The organism is Bradyrhizobium nitroreducens, assembly GCF_002776695.1.
GTDB classification, from domain to species: Bacteria; Pseudomonadota; Alphaproteobacteria; order Rhizobiales; family Xanthobacteraceae; genus Bradyrhizobium; species Bradyrhizobium nitroreducens.
On record NZ_LFJC01000003.1, the window covers coordinates 2,528,216 to 2,547,498 of the forward strand.

Annotated in this window: 16 protein-coding genes; 6 read left to right on the plus strand and 10 right to left on the minus strand. The window is 64.5% G+C overall.

Features of this window, described 5'->3' with window-relative positions; genetic code table 11:
* Window positions 1-19: 19 nt before the first annotated feature.
* From TSA1_RS12445 to TSA1_RS12465, 5 genes are all read right to left on the minus strand, one after another.
* Complete coding sequence (locus tag TSA1_RS12445; protein WP_100176626.1) at window positions 20-1,519, minus strand: tripartite tricarboxylate transporter permease; 1,500 nt, start codon at window positions 1,517-1,519, stop codon at window positions 20-22.
* Window positions 1,519-2,004, minus strand: coding sequence for a tripartite tricarboxylate transporter TctB family protein (locus tag TSA1_RS12450; RefSeq protein ID WP_100176627.1), 486 nt, complete (start codon window positions 2,002-2,004; stop codon window positions 1,519-1,521). Before TSA1_RS12450 ends, TSA1_RS12445 begins: the two co-directional genes overlap by 1 nt.
* Window positions 2,001-2,969, minus strand: coding sequence for a Bug family tripartite tricarboxylate transporter substrate binding protein (locus tag TSA1_RS12455; protein ID WP_100176628.1), 969 nt, complete (start codon window positions 2,967-2,969; stop codon window positions 2,001-2,003). The genes TSA1_RS12450 and TSA1_RS12455 overlap by 4 nt, the downstream gene beginning before the upstream one ends.
* 104 nt (window positions 2,970-3,073) lie before the next feature.
* On the minus strand, window positions 3,074-3,916 hold the full coding sequence (locus TSA1_RS12460; protein ID WP_174719299.1) for an IclR family transcriptional regulator: 843 nt from the start codon (window positions 3,914-3,916) through the stop codon (window positions 3,074-3,076).
* Window positions 3,917-4,059: 143 nt separating this feature from the next.
* Entirely contained in the window at window positions 4,060-6,189 is a 2,130-nt protein-coding gene (locus TSA1_RS12465) for an acetate--CoA ligase family protein (protein ID WP_100176630.1), read from the minus strand.
* Window positions 6,190-6,539: 350 nt separating this feature from the next.
* On the opposite strand from TSA1_RS12465, the gene TSA1_RS12470 reads away from it, so the two are divergent.
* From TSA1_RS12470 to frc, 3 genes are all read left to right on the plus strand, one after another.
* Window positions 6,540-7,232 carry a GntR family transcriptional regulator gene (locus tag TSA1_RS12470; RefSeq protein ID WP_174719300.1) on the plus strand — a complete coding sequence of 231 codons (693 nt, stop codon included), beginning with the start codon at window positions 6,540-6,542 and terminating at the stop codon, window positions 7,230-7,232.
* Window positions 7,233-7,292: 60 nt separating this feature from the next.
* Window positions 7,293-9,026, plus strand: a complete 1,734-nt coding sequence (gene oxc / locus TSA1_RS12475; RefSeq protein ID WP_100176632.1) for an oxalyl-CoA decarboxylase — start codon at window positions 7,293-7,295, stop codon at window positions 9,024-9,026.
* Window positions 9,027-9,090: 64 nt separating this feature from the next.
* Complete coding sequence (gene frc, locus TSA1_RS12480; protein WP_100176633.1) at window positions 9,091-10,368, plus strand: formyl-CoA transferase; 1,278 nt, start codon at window positions 9,091-9,093, stop codon at window positions 10,366-10,368.
* A gap of 221 nt (window positions 10,369-10,589) precedes the next feature.
* Here the strand turns inward: frc and TSA1_RS12485 are convergent, their stop codons facing one another.
* From TSA1_RS12485 to TSA1_RS12500, 3 genes are all read right to left on the minus strand, one after another.
* Complete coding sequence (locus tag TSA1_RS12485; protein WP_100174552.1) at window positions 10,590-11,675, minus strand: IS5 family transposase; 1,086 nt, start codon at window positions 11,673-11,675, stop codon at window positions 10,590-10,592.
* Between the two features lie 178 nt (window positions 11,676-11,853).
* On the minus strand, window positions 11,854-12,021 hold the full coding sequence (locus tag TSA1_RS39640) for a hypothetical protein (RefSeq protein WP_100176634.1): 168 nt from the start codon (window positions 12,019-12,021) through the stop codon (window positions 11,854-11,856).
* A 155-nt stretch (window positions 12,022-12,176) separates the two neighbouring features.
* The gene (locus TSA1_RS12500) at window positions 12,177-12,377 is read right to left on the minus strand and encodes a hypothetical protein (protein WP_100176635.1); all 201 of its coding nucleotides are present in this window, start codon (window positions 12,375-12,377) and stop codon (window positions 12,177-12,179) included.
* 271 nt (window positions 12,378-12,648) lie between these two features.
* On the opposite strand from TSA1_RS12500, the gene recA reads away from it, so the two are divergent.
* The 3 genes from recA to TSA1_RS12515 all read left to right on the plus strand — a co-directional run bounded on the left by recA (window position 12,649) and on the right by TSA1_RS12515 (window position 15,855).
* On the plus strand, window positions 12,649-13,737 hold the full coding sequence (gene recA, locus TSA1_RS12505; protein WP_100176636.1) for a recombinase RecA: 1,089 nt from the start codon (window positions 12,649-12,651) through the stop codon (window positions 13,735-13,737).
* A 104-nt stretch (window positions 13,738-13,841) separates the two neighbouring features.
* On the plus strand, window positions 13,842-14,837 hold the full coding sequence (locus tag TSA1_RS12510) for a hypothetical protein (protein WP_245448546.1): 996 nt from the start codon (window positions 13,842-13,844) through the stop codon (window positions 14,835-14,837).
* A gap of 43 nt (window positions 14,838-14,880) precedes the next feature.
* A complete protein-coding gene (locus TSA1_RS12515) occupies window positions 14,881-15,855 on the plus strand; it encodes a hypothetical protein (RefSeq protein WP_245448224.1) in 975 nt (324 codons plus the stop codon).
* Window positions 15,856-16,029: 174 nt separating this feature from the next.
* Here the strand turns inward: TSA1_RS12515 and gcvP are convergent, their stop codons facing one another.
* Window positions 16,030-18,897: an aminomethyl-transferring glycine dehydrogenase gene (gene gcvP / locus TSA1_RS12520; RefSeq protein WP_100181093.1), complete on the minus strand. Its 2,868-nt coding sequence runs from the start codon at window positions 18,895-18,897 to the stop codon at window positions 16,030-16,032.
* A 17-nt stretch (window positions 18,898-18,914) separates the two neighbouring features.
* Window positions 18,915-19,283 (minus strand): glycine cleavage system protein GcvH, encoded by a 369-nt coding sequence (gene gcvH / locus TSA1_RS12525; protein ID WP_100176638.1) that lies wholly within the window; start codon window positions 19,281-19,283, stop codon window positions 18,915-18,917.

The following is a 19,283-nucleotide window of genomic DNA, read 5'->3' on the forward strand; positions in this document are numbered from 1 at the left end:
GACGCACACGGCAGAACGGTTAATCCTCGTTCGCCTTGAAGCGCCCGAGGCCCTTTAGCACGAAGGGCGCCAGCAGCGCGATCAGCGCGATGCCGAGCAGCGTCGCCGAGATCGGGCTCTGCAGCAGCGTCATGGGATCGCCGAGGCTGATCGCGAGCGCGCGGCGGAGCTGGCTCTCGGCGATCGGGCCGAGGATCAGGCCGACGACGACCGGCGCGATCGGAAAATCGAACCGGCGCATCAGGAAGCCGAGCACGCCGAAGCCGGCCAGCATCGACAGCTCGACCACCGACGGCTTTGCGGCGATGGTGCCCATGGTCGCGAACACGAGGATGCCGGCATAGAGCCAGGGCTGCGGGATCGCGAGCAGCCGCACCCACAGGCCGACCAGCGGCAGGTTGAGCACCAGCAGCATCACGTTGGCAATGAACAGACTGGCGATCAGGCCCCACACGAGGTCGGGCCGTTCGGCGAACAGCAGCGGCCCCGGGTTGAGGCCGTATTGCTGGAAGCCCGCCAGCATCATCGCGGCGGTCGCCGAGGTCGGCAGTCCCAGCGTCAACAGCGGCACCAGCGTGCCGGCGGCGGAGGCGTTGTTGGCGGCTTCGGGGCCGGCGACGCCTTCGATCGCGCCCTTGCCGAATTCTTCGGGATATTTTGTGAGACGCTTCTCGGTCGAATAGGACAGGAAGGTCGGGATCTCCGCGCCGCCCGCCGGCAGTGCGCCGATCGGGAAGCCGAACATGGTGCCGCGCAGCCACGGCTTCCACGACCGCTTCCAGTCTTCCTTCGTCATCCACAGCGAGCCGCGCACCGGCTCGAGCTTCTCCTCGCTGTGGTGACGGCGCGATGCAACGTAGAGCGCCTCGCCGACCGCGAACAGGCCGACCGCAAGCGTCGTCACCTCGACGCCATCGAGCAGTTCAGGAACGCCGAACGCAAGCCGGGCCTGCCCCGTCAGCTTGTCGATGCCGACGAGACCGAGCGTCAGACCGATGAACAGGCTGGTCAGACCGCGGATCGGGGAATCGCCGAAGGTCGCCGACACCGTGACGAAGGCGACGCACATCAGCGCGAAATAATCCTCAGGGCCGAAGCGCACCGCGAAATCGACCAGCCAGGGCGCGAGGAACGCAAGGCCAATCGTGGCGATGGTGCCGGCGACGAAGGAGCCGATCGCGGAGGTCGCCAGCGCGGGACCGCCGCGGCCGGCCTTGGCCATCTTGTTGCCTTCGAGCGCGGTCGCCATCGAGGCGCTCTCGCCGGGCGTGTTGATCAGGATCGCAGTGGTCGAGCCGCCATACATGCCGCCGTAATAGATGCCGGCGAACATGATCAGCGAGCCGCCGGGATCGAGCTTGTAGATGACGGGCAGCAGCAGCGCGACGGTCAGCGCGGGGCCGATGCCCGGCAGCACGCCGACCGCCGTGCCGAGAAACACGCCGATCAGCGCATAGAGCAGGTTCACAGGCTGAATGGCGACGGCCATGCCGTGCGCCAGCGCCGCAAAAGTGTCCATCACAGCAGTCGCTCCAGCGGCCCGGTCGGAAGGCTCAGCGTCAACAGCCGGTCGAACGCGAGATAGATGAGGGTCGACATCACGAGGGCGATGATGCCGTCGACGAGGATGGCGCGGCGCCCGAAGGCCGCCGAGGTCGTCACGAACAGCGCCGACGTCGCCAGGATGAAGCCGCCGCCAAAGCCGATGATGGCGATCAGCAGCGCGAGGCCGATGAGGATCAACACCACCGGCACGGGGTCGGCGCTCTCGCGCGCCGGCAGATTGCCGCGCAGCGCATCGATGAAATTGCCGATCGCAAGCAGCGCAAGGCCGCAGGCGACCACGACCGGCATCGCCTCCGGCCCCATCCCGTACATCGCGGTGGATGACAGGCCGCGCGCGTCGAAGACCAGCACCGCGGCGAGGCCTGCGAGCAAGGCCGCGATGACGATGCCGGCGCGATCGACGCGCCGCGGCGGCCGGGCCGGATCGCCCGAGCTCATGACTTGACCAGACCGACCGATTTCAGCACGTCGGTGACCCGCACGGTTTCCTTCTTCAGGAAGTCGGCGAAGGCGTCGCCGCCGAGATAGGCGTCCTCCCAGCCCTTCTGCTTGAGGATCTCCTTCCAGGCGTCCGACTTCACCATCTTCTCGACGGCATCGCTCAGCGTCTTCTTCTGCTCCGGCGTGATGCCGGGAGGCGCGACGACCGAGCGCCAGTTGGCGATCACGAGGTCGATGCCTTGCTCCCTAAAGGTCGGGATGTCGCTGCCCGGGATGCGCTTCTCCGAGGTCACGCCGATCGCGCGCAGCTTGCCGGACTTGATCTGCCCTTCATATTCGCTGAGGCCCGAAATACCCGCGGTGACCTTGCCGCCGAGGATCGCCGCCAGCGACTCGCCGCCGCCGGAGAACGGGATGTAGTTGATCTTCTTGGCGTCGGCGCCGACGGCGCCGGCAAACAACGCCGCCATCACATGGTCGACGCCACCGGCCGAGCCGCCGGCAAAGGTCACCTTGGCGATGTCGGCCCTCACCGCGGCAGCGAGATCCTGTGCATTCCTGATCGGCGAATTCGCGGGCACCACGATCACCTGGATTTCCTCGGTGAGGCGCGCGATCGGCGTCACCTGCTCGAGCGTGACCGGCGACTTGTTCATGGCGAGCGCCCCCACCATGACGAAGCCGTTGACCATCATCTGGTTGCCGTCGCCCTTGGCACCATTGACGAATTGCGCGATGCCGACGCTGCCGCCCGCGCCGGGGACGTTGGTCACCTGCACGCTGCGCGCGACACCGGAGGCCACCAGCGCCTGCTGCATCGAGCGCGCGGTCTGGTCCCAGCCGCCGCCCGGAGCCGCCGGCGCCATCAGCTTGAGCTCGAGCTGCTGGGCAAAGGACGGCGTCGCCGCCGCAAGGGTCAGCGCGACGGCTGCGCCGGCAAGGCGCGCAAAAAATCGGGACATAAGGGCATCTCCAGGCTCATGCGGACGTTTGCCGCATTGTGTCGTTTGGTCGCATATCAACCAAAACGGCCGATGCTGTCCAGCCATCCCCCAGGAGTTTTGGGTCAGCGGGGCGTCGGGATCACCCCACCGAGGGCAGCCGTCAGTTCGGCGGCGACATCCCGGACGATTTGCCCGATTTCCGGCAACCTCTGATCGGTCAACCGGCTGGTCATGCCGGAGACGGAAATCGCCGCGAGCGGCTCGGCGCAGTCGTTGTAGACCACCGCCGCAATACAGCGCAGGCCCATGCAGGCCTCCTCGTCGTCGAGCGCAAAGCCCTGCTGGCGGATCTTTTCGAGCTCCCGGAACAGGTCGCTCGGCCGCACGATCGATTTCTCGGTCAGGCGGGGCATGCCGTGATGGCGGATGACGGCGCCGACGTCCTCGTCCGAATAGGTCGCGAGCACCGCCTTGCCGACGCCCGACGTCACCATGGCGACCCGGCCGCCGACCTGGGTCAGCGAGCGCATGATCTCGCGGCTCTCCATCCGGGTCAGCACGATGATGAACTCGTCGTCGACCACCGCGAGGTTGGCGGTCTCGCGGGTGAGATCGCGCAGCTTGCGCAAATAGGGGATGGCCTGTGTGGAGAAATTGCGCCGCCGCGCAAAGCTCGCGCCTACCGTGAAGGCGCGGGAACCGACGTGCCATTTGGATTCGGCGCGATCGAACTGGACGAAGCGGCGGCTTTCCAGCGTCGCAAGCAGGCGGTGGACGGTGGAGGCCGACAGGCCGGTGCGCACGGCGAGGTCGCTGAGGCGATAGCCTTCGTCGTCTTCGGCCAGCGTCTCGAGGATCGACAGCGCGCGGTCGACGGACTGCACGCCGCCGTCGCGCGCGTCATGGTCGGCCTCCGAAGGAGGCCTGGGCTCGAGCGATTTGCGCCGGATCACGTTCTTGCTCATCGCGACCTGCCGCTTGTGCATCCGTCATTCCGGGATGGTGCGCCGGGACTGCGCGCAGCGCGGGCCTGGCGTACCAGACCCGGAATCTCGAGATCCCGGGTTCGACGCTTCGCGTCGCCCCGGGATGACAGGAGAGATAACGCTCAGAGCAGCCCTGCTCCGCGCGCCCATTTGTACTTGGCGCCCAGCACCTCGACCGGCAGCTCGGTCGAATAGGCGTAGGCCGGGATGCCGTTCTGGTAGAGATACTCGGCGGCTTCCTCGACCTCGACGTCGCCGGCGAGCGAGGCGACGATCGGCTTGACGAAGCCCTTGGCCTCCATCTCCTTCTTCACCTCGACCATGTTGCGGGCGAACACCATCGGCGGCGTGACGATGGTGTGCCAGTAGCCGAGGATCAGCGAGTGGATGCGCTCGTCCGACAGGCCGAGCTTCACCGTGTTGACGTAGGTGATCGGGGGCTCGCCGCCGGTGATATCAACGGGATTTCCGGCCGCGCCGAACGGCGGGATGAACTTGCGGAAGGCCGCATCGAGATCCGGCGGCATCGACATCAGCGACAGGCCGTTGTCGACGCAGCTATCCGACAGCAGCACGCCCGAGCCGCCGGCACCGGTGATGATCAGTACGTTCTCCCCCTTCGGCGTCGGCAGCACCGGCACGCCACGGGCGAATTCGAGCAGCTGCCGCAGGCTGCGGGCGCGGATCACGCCCGACTGCGCCAGCACGTCCTCGTAGATCTTGTCGTTACCGGCGAGCGCGCCGGTGTGCGAGGACGCCGCCTTGGCGCCGGCCGAGGTGCGGCCGGCCTTGAGCACGACGACCGGCTTCTTCTTGGAGACGCGCTTGGCGGCTTCCGCGAAGGCGCGGCCGTCCTTGAGATCTTCGCAGTGCTGCGCGATCAGGTTCGTGTTCGGGTCCTGCTCGAAGAAGGCGAGCAGATCGTCCTCGTCGATATCCGACTTGTTGCCGAGGCCGACGATGGCGGACACGCCCATCTTGGCCGAGCGCGAGAAGCCGATGATGGCCATGCCGATGCCGCCCGACTGCGACGACAGCGCCGCGTGGCCCTTGACGTCGTAGGCCGTGCAGAAGGTCGCGCAGAGATTGGCGGGCGTATAATAGAAGCCGTAGATGTTCGGCCCCATCAGGCGGATGTCGTACTTCTTGCCGACCTCGACGATCTCGGCCTGAAGCTCCGGCGCACCGGCCTCCGCAAAGCCCGACGGGATCAGCACCGCCCCCGGGATCTTCTTCTCGCCGCATTCGGTCAGCGCCGCCGCCACGAACTTGGCGGGGATCGCGAACACGGCGGTGTCGATCACACCAGGCACGTCCTTGACGCTCTTGTAGGCCTTGTAGCCGAGGATCTCGGCGGCCTTGGGATGGATCGGATAAATGTCGCCCTTGTAGCCGCCGTTGATGAGGTTCTTCATCACGGAGTTGCCGATCTTGCCGTCCTCGGCGGAAGCGCCGACCACGGCGACCGCCTTCGGCTGCATGATACGGCTCATCGCCGCGACGATCTCCTCGGTCGGACGCGGCTTCGGCTTCGGCACATAGGCGAAGTCGACGACGATGCGCACGTCGGCGGCGGTCGCGCCCTTCGCCGTCGCAAACACCGGATTGAGGTCGAGCTCGACGATCTCAGGGAAATCGGTGACGAGCTGCGATACCTTGACGATGACGTCGGCGAGCGCCGTGCGGTTCACCGCCTCGCCGCCGCGAACGCCTTTCAGGATCTCATGTGCCTGGATGCCGTCGAGCATCGAGAGCGCGTCTTCCTTGGTCGCGGGCGCGAGGCGGAAGGTGATGTCCTTGAGCACTTCGACCAGCACGCCGCCGAGGCCGAAGGCGACCAGCTTGCCGAACGAGCCGTCGGTAATCGAGCCGACGATCACCTCGGTGCCGCCGGCCAGCATCTGCTGCACCTGGACGCCCTCGATCTTGGCGTCGGCCTTGTACTTCTTGGCGTTGGACAGAATGGTCTCGTAGGCCTTCTCGGCGTCTTCAGCATTCTTGAGGCCGACGATGACGCCGCCGGCTTCGGTCTTGTGGAGGATATCCGGCGAGACGATCTTCATCACGACCGGGAAGCCCATCGCGGAGGCCATCTTGCCGGCCTCGCCGGCCGACTTGGCCACGCCTTCCTTCGGCACCGGAATGCCGTAGGCGTCGCAGACCAGCTTGCCTTCCGGGGCCGTCAGGCTGGTGCGGTTGTCCGCCTTGACCTGGTCAAGCACCTTGCGGACGGCATCTTTGGAATTGGACATGTGGCTTCTCCCTTGACCTCAGTTCGTTCTTTGCAGAGCGCGCGCGTGGTTGCGGCTGCCCGTGATGCTTGCCATTCGCCGCGCTCTGTTCCATGTCGCGGGTCGGAGCGGCATAAAACCTGAGACTACTCCGCCGCCTTGGATCAAAAATGGCTGGCGATGGCATTTGGTATGCCAGAAGCCAACTTGTCAAGCTGCTGCGTTGCTTGGAACGCCGCAAAAAATAGCCGCCTTGACATTCTGGCATGTGGTATGCCAAAAACTTTCCCGTTAATATTCCTGTAAAAGACGACTCCCACTGGAGGAGATTCGTCGTGTCACTACGGAAACCAACCAAGGCGTTGCCGCACATGGCCGAGGCAGACATCGCAATCGTTCGCATTGCCCCGGAGAGCAGCTTCAAGAACAAGGCGTATGACGCCTTGAAGGAAGCCATCCTCAAGATGGACATCTACTCGACGCCCGAGCCGGTGATGCTCGACGAGCGCGCATTGTCCGAACGCCTGGGCGTCAGCCGCACCCCGATCCGCGAAGCCATCGCGATGCTGGAACAGGACGGCTTCGTGAAGACGGTGCCGCGCCGCGGCATCATGGTTGTGCGTCGGACCAAGAGCGAGATCGTCGATATGATCCGCGCCTGGGCGGCGCTGGAGAGCATGGCTGCGCGCCTCATCACCACCACCGCGCGGAAGAAGGACATCACGGCGCTGCGCGACTTCTTCAAGGATTTCGGCAAGGACCGCCTGCCCGAGGATCATGTCGAGGAATATTCCAAGGCCAACATCGCCTTCCATCAGGCGCTGATCTCGCTGTCGGAATCCCCCGTGCTGGTCGATCTCACCAACGACCTCCTGCTGCACGTGCGCGGCTACCGCCAGCTGACGATCGGACGCAAGGACCGCACCGCGACCTCGCTGCCCGAGCATCTTGCCATGATCGAGGCGCTGGAGGCGCGCGACACCGAGCTCGCCGAGAAGCGCGCCCGCGACCACACCCTCGGCCTTGCCGCTTACGTCGAAGCGCACGGCCAGGAACTCTTCTAGCAACGTTCACCAGAAGGGCGAAAAACTCGCCCCAGTATTGAGACCAGGGAGACAAGGCCCATGCTGAACACCGCGACCAAGTCCGAGGCACCGGGCACCGAGCAGGAGCTGACGGATGGCTTCCATCTCGTCATCGACGCGCTCAAGCTGAACGGCATCAACACCATCTATAATGTGCCGGGCATCCCGATCACGGATTTGGGCCGCATGGCGCAGGCCGCCGGCATTCGCGTGATCTCCTTCCGCCACGAGCAGAACGCCGGTTACGCCGCAGGCATCGCCGGCTATCTCACCAAGAAGCCCGGCGTCTGCCTCACGGTATCCGCGCCCGGCTTCCTCAACGGTCTCACCGCGCTCGCGCACGCCACCACCAACTGCTATCCGATGATCCTGGTCTCCGGCTCCTCCGAGCGCGAGATCGTCGACCTGCAGCAGGGCGACTATGAGGAGATGGACCAGCTCGCCATCGCCAAGCCGCTGTGCAAGGCGGCCTATCGCGTGCTGCACGCCCAGGACATCGGCATCGGCTTCGCGCGCGCCATCCGCGCCGCGGTCTCGGGCCGTCCGGGCGGCGTCTATCTCGATCTGCCGGCAAAGCTGTTCGGCCAGGTGATGAACGCCGAGGCCGGCCAGAAATCGCTGGTCAAGGTGATCGACGCCGCGCCTGCGCAGATCCCCTCACCCGCTTCGGTCAAGCGCGCGCTTGACGTGCTCAAGGCGGCAAAGCGTCCGCTCATCATTCTGGGCAAGGGCGCAGCCTACGCGCAGGCCGACGAGGAGATCAAGAGCTTCGTCGAGAAGAGCGGCGTGCCGTTCCTGCCGATGAGCATGGCCAAGGGCCTCCTCCCCGACACCCATCCGCAGTGCGCTGGCGCGGCCCGCTCGACGGTGCTGAAAGAGTCCGACGTCGTGCTGCTGATCGGCGCGCGGCTGAACTGGCTGCTCTCGCACGGCAAGGGCAAGAGCTGGGGCGAAGCGCCCAAGAAGTTCATCCAGGTCGACATCGAGCCGCGCGAGATGGATTCCAACGTCGAGATCGTCGCGCCCGTCGTCGGCGACATCGGCTCGGTCGTCTCCGCCTTCAACCAGGCGATGGGTGCAGGCTGGACCGCCCCGCCCGCCGAATGGACCAAGGCGATCTCGTCCAAGCGCGAAGAGAACGTCGCCAAGATGGCGCCGAAGCTCATGAACAACAAATCGCCGATGGACTATCACGGCGCGCTCGGCGTCTTGAAGAACGTCATCAAGGAGCACCCGGAGGCGATCCTCGTCAACGAAGGCGCCAACACGCTCGACCTCGCCCGCGGCGTCATCGACATGTACCGCCCGCGCAAGCGTCTGGACGTCGGCACCTGGGGCGTCATGGGCATCGGCATGGGCCAGGCGATTGCGGCCGCGCTCGAGACCGGCCACCCCGTGCTCGCGGTGGAAGGCGACTCGGCGTTCGGCTTCTCCGGCATGGAGGTCGAGACCATCTGCCGCTACAACCTTCCGATCTGCGTCGTCATCTTCAACAATGACGGCATCTATCGCGGCACCGACGTCAACGGCGCGAACTCCGATCCGGCGACGACCGTGTTCGTCAAGGGCGCGCGCTACGACAAGATGATGGAAGCCTTCGGCGGCGTCGGCGTGAATGCCACCTCGCCCGACGAGCTCAAGCGCGCCGTCAACGAAGCCATGACGTCCGGCAAGCCGACGCTCATCAACGCGGTGATCGATCCGGCCGCGGGCTCGGAGAGCGGCCGCATCGGCAACCTCAATCCGCAGAGCGTTCTGCAGAAGAAGAAGTAAGTCCACCCCTTCAACCCTTTAATCCCTGTGGTTCGCAGGGGCAGACAGAGTACGGAGCAACACAATGACCAAAGCGCTCGAGGGCGTTCGCATTCTCGACTTCACCCACGTTCAGTCAGGCCCGACCTGCACGCAGCTGCTGGCATGGTTCGGCGCCGACGTGATCAAGGTGGAACGCCCGGGCGTGGGTGACATCACCCGCGGCCAGCTGCAGGACATCCCGAACGTGGACAGCCTGTATTTCACCATGCTCAACCACAACAAGCGCTCGATCACGCTCGACACCAAGAATCCCAAGGGCAAGGAAGTCCTCACCGAGCTGATCAAGAAGTGCGACGTGCTGGTGGAGAATTTCGGCCCCGGCGTGCTCGACCGCATGGGCTTCCCCTGGGAGAAGATCCAGCAGATCAACCCGAAGATGATCGTCGCCTCGATCAAGGGCTTTGGCCCCGGCCCCTACGAAGACTGCAAGGTCTATGAGAACGTCGCCCAGTGCACCGGCGGCGCCGCCTCCACCACCGGCTTCCGCGACGGCCTGCCGCTCGTCACCGGTGCGCAAATCGGCGATTCCGGCACCGGCCTGCATCTGGCGCTCGGCATCGTCACCGCGCTCTATCAGCGCACGCATTCGGGCAAGGGCCAGCGCGTCACGGCTGCGATGCAGGACGGCGTGCTCAACCTGTCCCGCGTCAAGCTGCGCGACCAGCAGCGCCTCGCCCACGGCCCGCTCAAGGAATACAGCCAGTTCGGCGAAGGCATTCCGTTCGGCGATGCCGTGCCGCGCGCCGGCAACGATTCCGGCGGCGGCCAGCCCGGCCGCATCCTGAAGTGCAAGGGCTGGGAGACGGACCCCAACGCCTACATCTACTTCATCACCCAGGCCCCGGTCTGGGAGAAGATCTGCGACGTGATCGGCGAGCCCACCTGGAAGACCGATCCGAACTACGCCAAGCCGGCAGCCCGCCTGCCGCGCCTCAACGAGATCTTTTCCCGCATCGAGCAGTGGACGATGACCAAGACCAAGTTCGAGGCGATGGAGATCCTCAACAAGGACGACATCCCCTGCGGCCCGATCCTGTCGATGAAGGAGCTCGCCGAAGACCAGTCGCTGCGCGCGACCGGCACCGTGGTCGAGGTCGACCATCCCACCCGCGGCAAGTACCTCTCGGTCGGCAACCCGATCAAGCTGTCGGATAGCCCGAGCGATGTGCAGCGCTCCCCGCTGCTCGGCGAGCACACCGACGAGATCCTGCGCACGGTGCTCGGCTTCAGCGATCACCAGGTCGCCGACATCCACAAGTCCGGCGCGCTCGACCCGCCGCAGAAGCAGGCCGCGGAGTAAGCGGGCTCGCATTGACTGGAACGAGAGGGCCGTCCGAAAGGGCGGCCCTCTTTGCTTGCGCTGGCGTACCGTCGCGTGGGCCGAGCGAAAGCTGGGAAAACACCCCGTGCACTTTAGCAGTCTGCTGAAAAACCGGCAAATTCGTTGCTGATTGGCGTTTGGGTTGGACCTTGGTCGGAAGTTTGATGTCGGAGCGGCGATTGCCTCTCCGATCGGCGACCTCAACCTGCGACGAGCTTGGGTATCCGGACGAGGTTGTAGGCAATCAGATTGAGCAGGAAGTCGGCGGCGACGCGAGCGATGCCCCGATGTTTGGTCTTGCGCATGGTGCCATGCTGCTTGCCCCATCCGAAGATGCACTCGACCATCGCCCGCCGTGACTGGGACATGCTGTAGCCCGGGTGCCGCGTTGTGCGCTCGTCGATGGCGCTGTTGCGGGTCTTGCCGGTTTTGGTGACGGCCTGGTTCTGGGTCACATGCGGCGTCACGCCGATGGCACGAAGATTGTCGACATGCTCGGCCGTATCGTACGCCTTGTCCTCACCGGCGGTGATGCGGCGGCCTGCGGCTTTGCGTCTCGCCTTCAGCATCGCCTCTGAAGCCCGGCGTTCGGCGGTACCATTGGCATGCGTGACCTTGCCGGCTACCGCCAGCCCGTGCCGGTTCTCCATGGTGGCGTGGCCCATATAGCAAAGCCTGGCCTCTCGCCCGGCCGCCTTGCGATAGAGCCGGCTGTCAGGGTCGCTGGTGCTCGCATGGGTGTCGTTCTTGCGCTTCTGGCCATGGAAGTTGGCGCCGTCATCATCGTCGCCGCTGCCGTCCTTGGGGCGAAAGCTCTTCTGTGAAGCCCAGGCCTCGATCAGCGTGCCATCCACCGAGAAGTGCTCGCTCGACAACAGGGGCTTCACATCCGGATGGTTCAGAAGCTTCGCCATGAACTTGGCGAACACCTCGCCGTTCTCCAACCGGGCACGGTTCTTCGTAAACGTTGTCGGGTCCCAGACCGGATCATCCGGCGAAAGCCCCACGAACCAACGATACAGCAAATTATAGTCCAGCTGTTCCATCAGCTGTCGTTCCGAGCGGATGCCATAAAAGGCCTGCAGCAGCAGAGCACTCAACAACTGCTCGGGCGGGATCGAAGGACGACCTTCCTTCGAATACAGCCCGCTCAATGTCCGGTTCAGATCGCTCAGAACGGCACGTACAAGATCTCGTATCTTGCGCAACGGGTGGTCCTTCGGAACCAGCGCCTCAGGCAAAACATACGAGAACAGTCCACCCTGATCCTCGAACTTGCCACGCATCCCCAGCCTCCGAGATCCAATGCAAATCAGTGAATCACGAAACTCCGACAAAAACGATAGTTTTTCAGCAGACTGCTAGAGCGTTTTCGAGCGAAGTGGACACCGGTTCGCGTGAAGAAAACGCGTCAAAACAAGAATCTAGAGCTTCGGTTCTGATTCAATCAGAACCGAAAATGCTCTAGTGAACCTTGATTTCGTTGAGGGGAAGATGGAGCTCGCTGGCGCGCTCCAGGCGATCCTTCCTGCGGAACTCGTTTTCCCTGTGCTCGAACTTGATCATCTCTTCATGCGCCGCCTCCCGCAGAGGTTTGCGCCTGGTCGTTTCGCGATACTCGTTGTCCGTCATGACTGCCGTCCCCGGAGTTGCGGTCTCATCCCTGGAGAAGGCCTAAGACCGCGAAAAGGTTCGGTGCCGCAGGATTGCGGATTTATGGCGGCGACCGGACATGCGTCGTCGATGCGCATCGGCTTCGGCTGGGGAGGGCGCCCGCGCCTGCGCGGCTATTTCGGCGGTTGCAGCCCTGGGGATTTGACCCATTCGTGCAGATGGTTTGCCATCTCGGCCTGGCGCGCCTTCTTGAGGAGTGCGTCCCTTTCAGGACCGGGAGGCAGCCGGTCGGCGTCCTCCTTGACCTGCTTCACCCATGCGGAGAGCCGGTCTTGAAGGGTCAGTTGTTGCTTGAACCGTCGCCGCTTGAACATGGCACGCTCCTGTCCGTGCGAGGAAGGGCCGGAGCGCAATCGGCGTTCTGGTCACCGATAGCAGCCACGGCCTGTGCGGTGATGGCGCATTAGGGCGCAGCGAGAGAGCTGCGTCTGTCCAATTGTGCGCACAGGGCGGGACGGCGGGGGCCCAAATCCGAAAAGAACATATTGCGAACCAGGAACAAATGGGGTACATTGCTTTTATCGCCGAGCTGCCTCGCAACCGTTTGTCCCTCACGCGAATCCTCGCCATAAGGAGCACGACCCAATGTCCGCAACTGCCCTGCGTATCGTCGAAGGATCCTCCATGGACAAGAGTAAAGCTCTGGCCGCCGCGCTCTCCCAGATCGAGCGTCAGTTCGGCAAGGGCTCGGTGATGAAGCTTGGCAAGAACGACCGGTCCATGGACATCGAGGCGGTGTCGTCGGGCTCGCTCGGGCTGGATATCGCGCTCGGCATCGGCGGCCTGCCCAAGGGGCGCATCGTCGAGATCTACGGGCCGGAATCCTCGGGCAAGACCACGCTGGCGCTGCATACGGTGGCGGAAGCGCAGAAGAAGGGCGGCATCTGCGCCTTCATCGACGCCGAGCACGCACTCGATCCGGTCTATGCCCGCAAGCTCGGCGTCAACATCGACGAGCTCCTGATCTCGCAGCCGGACACCGGCGAGCAGGCGCTGGAGATCTGCGACACGCTGGTGCGCTCGGGTGCGGTGGACGTGCTGGTGATCGATTCGGTTGCCGCCCTGGTGCCGAAGGCCGAGCTCGAAGGCGAGATGGGCGATGCGCTACCGGGTCTGCAGGCCCGTCTGATGAGCCAGGCGCTGCGCAAGCTGACGGCCTCCATCAACAAGTCCAACACCATGGTGATCTTCATCAACCAGATCCGCATGAAGATCGGTGTGATGTACGGCTCGCCCGAGACCACCACCGGCGGCAACGCCTTGAAGTTCTACGCTTCCGTCCGCCTCGACATCCGCCGCATCGGCGCGATCAAGGAGCGCGACGAAGTGGTCGGCAACACCACCCGTGTCAAGGTGGTGAAGAACAAGCTGGCGCCGCCCTTCAAGCAGGTCGAGTTCGACATCATGTACGGCGAGGGCGTTTCCAAGATGGGCGAGATCCTCGACCTCGGCGTCAAGGCCGGCATCGTCGAGAAATCCGGCGCCTGGTTCTCCTACGACAGCCAGCGCCTCGGCCAGGGCCGCGAGAACTCGAAAGCATTCCTGAAGGCCAACCCCGACATCACCGCCAAGATCGAGACCTCGATCCGCCAGAACTCCGGCCTGATCGCCGAGCAGATTCTCGCCGGCACGCCGGAGCGCGACGCCGACGGCGAGGAGCCGGCGGAGGAGTAAGCCTTAACGCGAAGAGTTTTTCGCGAGGAGCGGGCGCTGAGGACGTTGAGTTGCCGACGTCTTCGGTGCCCGTTTCGTTTTGGGGAGCGCGCGAGTTGAAGCGTATGATCCTGACCAGTTCGTCCGGCGTCGGTCTTACCTATGCCGATCGCGCCGACATGGTCATCCCCTTCATCTATCGCTTTGTTTCGGGGCCGCTTCCAACGCCTGACCACCTCATCCGCTATCTCGGCTGGCGCGAATTCAGGACGTTGATCGACGAAATGCACTGGTCAGATTGTGTCCCCGTGCGCCAATCGCCTCTCATCAGGCGCCAGGATCGGGCAGGGGCGTTGCTCTGGATATGCGAGAATTACGCGGTCGATCTCATCGAGTTGTGGTTTGATCCTGAACCCAACAGCCAATTGCAGTTGATCTGGATCCTCGATTACCTGCGTTTCAGGCCGTCACTGACGGAGAATCTGAGACTTCGACACGTCGATTTCAGTCTACGGGGAGCAGATCCAGCAGAGCTTCGTCATCGTGACGTGGAGCAGCTCGATGTTGCGGAAAGCGACGTCGAGATCGCAACTCTGGCGTGGGAGGCCTACCGCGCGCCGACACCCGAGCTTTGCGCCGCGCTGCTCGACAGGCCGCTCGGCAAGCTGTCTTTTCTGAAGCCGGCCATGGAAGACCTGCTCTCGGAACTGCCGTCGCCGGTGACGGGACTGGGAGCGACCGAGACGCGGCTTCTCGAACTGATCGCAAGCGGACGCAGTCGCGCCGATGAGCTGTTTCGGCCAGGCACGCCTGAGGTTCGTGTGTTCGATCCCTGGGAGTTGGGCGCGCTGCTCGAAGGGCTCGCATTCGGCCCGGTACCTGCGATTGCAGGGCTGGACGGCAAGCTGCTGACACTCGATCCGGACAACACGCGAGGCCGCAACGCCGCCTATCGCCGGAGTCGGCTGTCGCTGACCGAATTCGGCAAGGCGGTTCTGGAAGGTCGGGAGGATTTTCGGCGTCACAACCCGATCCGACGCTGGTGGGGCGGTACGTTCCTCACGAGCGAGCGGCTGTGGCGGTGGGACGCCGAGAACCACGCGTTGATTGCGCCTGACTAACTCGTGTGCTCCCGTATTGCGCAACAATTTCGAGAGGGCAATCGTGTCCCATTTGATCCTGACGACGAACGACCGCGCGGAGGACGCTCTTCGCCAGTCGCGCCTGGCGAACGTCGTGCTTGGTTTCTCTTCGCGCTTCGTCTGGAGGAAATTGCCTTCCCAAGAGCAGCTTTCGATGGGGCTGAAACGTCGGTCGGACAGGCACTGCAATCCGGGCGACCATTGGCTTGATCACGCTCGCTGTGGCTCGCTCGACGGCTTCGGCACGCGCGATATCGGTTTCTTCGAGCTGTGCGCAAAGTTCGACTCAATTGAAATATGGGTCGACCCTAAAGCCAATGATCAGCTCGTGCTGGTCTGGCTGCTGGACCTTCTCCGCCCCTACAAGGAGGTCACCACGAAGCTCAGCCTTGTGCATACGGACGATCAGGTTGCGAATTATGCTCCCGAGTCTATCGCAAAATGGAAGCTGCCGGCCTTCAAGGTGACCGACAACCATTTCGCGATGGCAAGCCGCGCCTGGCAGGCCTATCAGGCTGAGACGCCACAATCCTGTTTCGATTTGCTGATGACGGATTTGACGATCCTGCCGGGACTTCGACCGGCGCTCATTGCTTTGCTCGAAGAGCTTCCGGACAGCGTGACCGGGCTCGGTGCCACCGAAATGGATATTCTGGACTTTGTGAACGATGGGCATACCAACCCGAGGCATGTCACCGAGGCGAGGTGGATACGCGATGTGCTCGACGAAAACGACGCGGGCGATGCGTTGCTCGAATTGGGGGCACATCCGGCGCCGGTGGTCCTGTTGGGTGATTCGGCGTTCGACAACGAGGATCGCTACTTCGGCAGGAGCGAGTGGAAGGTCACGCTGACCGAATTCGGACGTTCAATTCTTGCACGCGAGGACGATATGTGGCGCCACAACCGGATCTATCGCTGGTGGGGCGGGACTGAGCTCAGCAACGAGCGGCTGTGGCGATGGGATCGCGAAAGCCGATCGTTGGTTGCGCCGTAGGGCAGGCCGTAGGGTGGATTAGCCGAAGGTGTAATCCACCACTGTTTATGTCTGTGGAGATAGTGCCGTAGGGTGGGCAAAGGCGCGCAGTGCCGTGCCCACGATCTTTCACGTCATGCAAAGGTGGTGGGCACGCTTGCGCTTTGCCCACTCTACGAGACCTTCGTCGCGGCCTTACTCCGCCGCTTCTGCGTAGTCGCTCACCGGCGGGCAGGAGCACACCAGATTGCGGTCGCCATAGACGTTGTCGACGCGGCCCACGGGGCTCCAGTATTTGTCGGTGCGCGAAGTGCCCGCGGGGAAGCAACCTTCGCTGCGGGTATAGGCGCGCGCCCACGCGTCGTCCGCGATGTCGTGCACGGTGTGCGGGGCGTGACGCAGCGGCGAGGCCTCGATCTTGAAGCGGCCGGCCTCGACCTCGGCGATCTCCTTGCGGATCGCGATCATGGCGTCGCAAAAACGATCCAGCTCGGCCTTGGATTCCGACTCGGTCGGCTCGATCATCAGCGTGCCCGGCACCGGGAAGCTCATGGTCGGCGCGTGGAAGCCGTAATCGATCAGGCGCTTTGCGATGTCGTCCACGGTGACGCCTGAGGTCGTCTTCAACGGACGCGGATCGACGATGCATTCATGCGCGACGCGGCCCTTGGCGTTCTTGTAGAGCACCGGGAAGTGCGCATCGAGGCGCGCTGCGATGTAGTTGGCGTTGAGGATCGCGATCTCGGTGGCGCGCTTCAGACCGTCGCCGCCCATCATCAGGATGTAGATGTAGGAGATGGTCAGGATCGAGGCCGAGCCGAACGGCGCGGCCGAGACCGGGCCGACCGGAGCGTCGCCATTCGTCGCGGGGTGACCGGGAAGGAACGGCGCCAGATGCGCCTTGACGCCGATCGGGCCCATGCCCGGGCCGCCGCCGCCATGCGGGATGCAGAAGGTCTTGTGCAGGTTGAGATGGCTGACATCGGCGCCGTAATCGCCGGGCCGGCTGAGGCCGACCTGCGCGTTGAGATTGGCGCCGTCGAGATACACCTGGCCGCCATGGCCATGCACGATGTCGCAGATCTCTCGGATGTGCTCCTCGAACACGCCGTGGGTCGAGGGATAGGTGATCATGACCGCGGCGAGATCATTGGAATGTTTCTCCGCCTTGGCGCGGAGATCATTGACGTCGACGTCGCCGTTCTTCTCGCAGGCGACCACCACCACCTCCATGCCGACCATCGCGGCCGAGGCCGGGTTGGTGCCGTGGGCGGAGGAGGGGATCAGGCAGATCTTGCGGTGTGCCTCGCCGCGCGCGGCGTGATAGCCGCGGATCGCGAGCAATCCGGCATATTCGCCTTGCGCGCCCGAATTCGGCTGCAGCGAGATCGCGTCGTAGCCGGTGATGTCGCACAGCCATTTTTCCAGCCGCGCGAACAGCGCGTGATAGCCGCTCGCCTGCTCGCGCGGGACGAACGGATGCAGCGATGCAAACTCCGGCCAGGTCAGCGGCATCATCTCGGTGGTCGCGTTCAGCTTCATGGTGCAGGATCCCAGCGGGATCATGGCGCGGTCGAGCGCGAGGTCGCGGTCACTGAGCTTGCGCATGTAGCGCAGCATCTCGGTCTCCGAGCGGTGCGCGTGGAACACGGGATGGGTGAGGAACGCGGTGGTGCGCTTCAGCGCCTCCGGCAGCGCTTCGCGCGTGGTCGCATCTAACTCGGCATAGGCGAGATTGCCGCCGAAGGCGCGCCAGACCGCTTCGACCGTCGCAGGCGTGGTGGTCTCGTCAAGCGCGATGCGCAGGTTCGTCTCGCCAACGCCGAGATTGATCTTCTCGGCCGCCGCACGCGCGACGATTTCGGCGCGCCTGGCGCCGGCATCGACGCTGAGCGTGTCGAAGAAGCTGTCGGATTGCGGTGCGAAGCCGAGCTTGCGCAGGCCGGCGGCCAGCACGGCGGCGCGGCGATGCACATTGCGCGCGATCTGGGTCAGGCCTTCGGGGCCGTGATAAACCGCATACATCGAGGCGATCACGGCGAGCAGCACCTGCGCGGTGCAGATGTTGGAGGTCGCCTTCTCGCGGCGGATGTGCTGCTCGCGGGTCTGCAGCGCGAGCCGATAGGCAGGTGCGCCGCGGGAATCCACGGAGAGGCCGACGATGCGGCCGGGCAGCGAGCGCTTCAGCGCATCGCGCACCGCCATATAGGCCGCGTGCGGCCCGCCATAGCCCATCGGCACGCCAAAGCGCTGCGCCGAGCCGATCGCGATGTCGGCGCCGAGCTCGCCGGGCGAGGCGAGCAGGGTGAGCGCCAGCAGGTCGGCGGCCACGATCGCGAGCGCGCCCTTGGCCTTCAGCGTGGCAATCGCGGGCCGGAGGTCGCGCAATGCGCCGGAAGAGCCGGGGTATTGCAGCAGCGCGCCGAGCACGTCGGCCTTGTCGAGATCGGTGAGGGGGTCGCCGACAATCAAATTCCAGCCGAGCGGCTCGGCGCGGGTGCGCATCACGGCCAGCGTCTGGGGATGCACATCCTTGTCAACGAAGAAGGCTTGCGCCTTCACCTGCGAGTGCCGCTCCGCCAGCGCCATCGCTTCCGCCGCGGCGGTGGCCTCGTCGAGCAGCGAGGCGTTGGCGACGTCGAGCCCGGTGAGGTCGCAGATCATGGTCTGGAAGTTGAGCAGCGCTTCCAGCCGGCCCTGGCTGATCTCCGGCTGGTAGGGCGTGTAAGCCGTGTACCAGGCCGGATTCTCCAGGATGTTGCGCTGGATCACCGCGGGCAGGATCGTGCCGGAATAGCCTTGGCCGATCAGCGAGGTGAAGACCTGGTTCTGACGCGCAAGCTCCGTCATGTGCGCGATCGCCTCGGTCTCGCTCAAGGGCTTGCCGAGATCGAGCGGGGCGGCCTGCCGGATCGAGGCCGGCAGTGTCTCCGCCATCAGCGCATCGACGCTCCTGGCGCCGACGGCCTCCAGCATTGCGGTGACATCACGCGCGGAGGGGCCAATGTGGCGGCGAACGAAACTTGCGGCGGTGTCGCCGTTGGTCTTGCGGTGCGCGGTCATCGCTTGCTCCATCGTCCTCAAGCCGTATGTGCCTTGTACGCGGCTTCATCCATGAGGCCGCCGAGCTCGCTCTTGTCGGCAATCCTGAGCTTGAAGAACCAGGCCTTGCCCTGCGCGTCCGAGTTCACCAGTGCCGGCTCGGCCGCGAGCTCCGCATTGGTCTCGAGCACTTCGCCGGAGATTGGCGCGTACACGTCCGAGGCCGCCTTGACGGACTCGACGACGGCGGCGGCTTCCGCCTTCTTCAAGCTCCGGCCGACCTTGGGAAGCTCGACGAATACGACGTCGCCGAGCTGCTGCTGGGCGTAGTCGGTGATACCGACCGTGGCGACATCGCCGTCGATCGCCAGCCATTCGTGGTCGGAGGTGTACAGCGTCGTGGTCAT

Excerpts from the sequence above, each read along its gene's own strand:
- TSA1_RS12445 (WP_100176626.1), bottom strand. The coding sequence starts at position 1,519 with ATGGACACTTTTGCGGCGCTGGCGCACGGCATGGCCGTCGCCATTCAG.
- TSA1_RS12450 (WP_100176627.1), bottom strand. The coding sequence starts at position 2,004 with ATGAGCTCGGGCGATCCGGCCCGGCCGCCGCGGCGCGTCGATCGCGCC.
- TSA1_RS12455 (WP_100176628.1), bottom strand. The coding sequence starts at position 2,969 with ATGTCCCGATTTTTTGCGCGCCTTGCCGGCGCAGCCGTCGCGCTGACC.
- TSA1_RS12460 (WP_174719299.1), bottom strand. The coding sequence starts at position 3,916 with ATGAGCAAGAACGTGATCCGGCGCAAATCGCTCGAGCCCAGGCCTCCT.
- TSA1_RS12465 (WP_100176630.1), bottom strand. The coding sequence starts at position 6,189 with ATGTCCAATTCCAAAGATGCCGTCCGCAAGGTGCTTGACCAGGTCAAG.
- TSA1_RS12470 (WP_174719300.1), top strand. The coding sequence starts at position 6,540 with ATGGCCGAGGCAGACATCGCAATCGTTCGCATTGCCCCGGAGAGCAGC.
- oxc (WP_100176632.1), top strand. The coding sequence starts at position 7,293 with ATGCTGAACACCGCGACCAAGTCCGAGGCACCGGGCACCGAGCAGGAG.
- frc (WP_100176633.1), top strand. The coding sequence starts at position 9,091 with ATGACCAAAGCGCTCGAGGGCGTTCGCATTCTCGACTTCACCCACGTT.
- TSA1_RS12485 (WP_100174552.1), bottom strand. The coding sequence starts at position 11,675 with ATGCGTGGCAAGTTCGAGGATCAGGGTGGACTGTTCTCGTATGTTTTG.
- TSA1_RS39640 (WP_100176634.1), bottom strand. The coding sequence starts at position 12,021 with ATGACGGACAACGAGTATCGCGAAACGACCAGGCGCAAACCTCTGCGG.
- TSA1_RS12500 (WP_100176635.1), bottom strand. The coding sequence starts at position 12,377 with ATGTTCAAGCGGCGACGGTTCAAGCAACAACTGACCCTTCAAGACCGG.
- recA (WP_100176636.1), top strand. The coding sequence starts at position 12,649 with ATGTCCGCAACTGCCCTGCGTATCGTCGAAGGATCCTCCATGGACAAG.
- TSA1_RS12510 (WP_245448546.1), top strand. The coding sequence starts at position 13,842 with ATGATCCTGACCAGTTCGTCCGGCGTCGGTCTTACCTATGCCGATCGC.
- gcvP (WP_100181093.1), bottom strand. The coding sequence starts at position 18,897 with ATGACCGCGCACCGCAAGACCAACGGCGACACCGCCGCAAGTTTCGTT.
- gcvH (WP_100176638.1), bottom strand. The coding sequence starts at position 19,283 with ATGACCACGACGCTGTACACCTCCGACCACGAATGGCTGGCGATCGAC.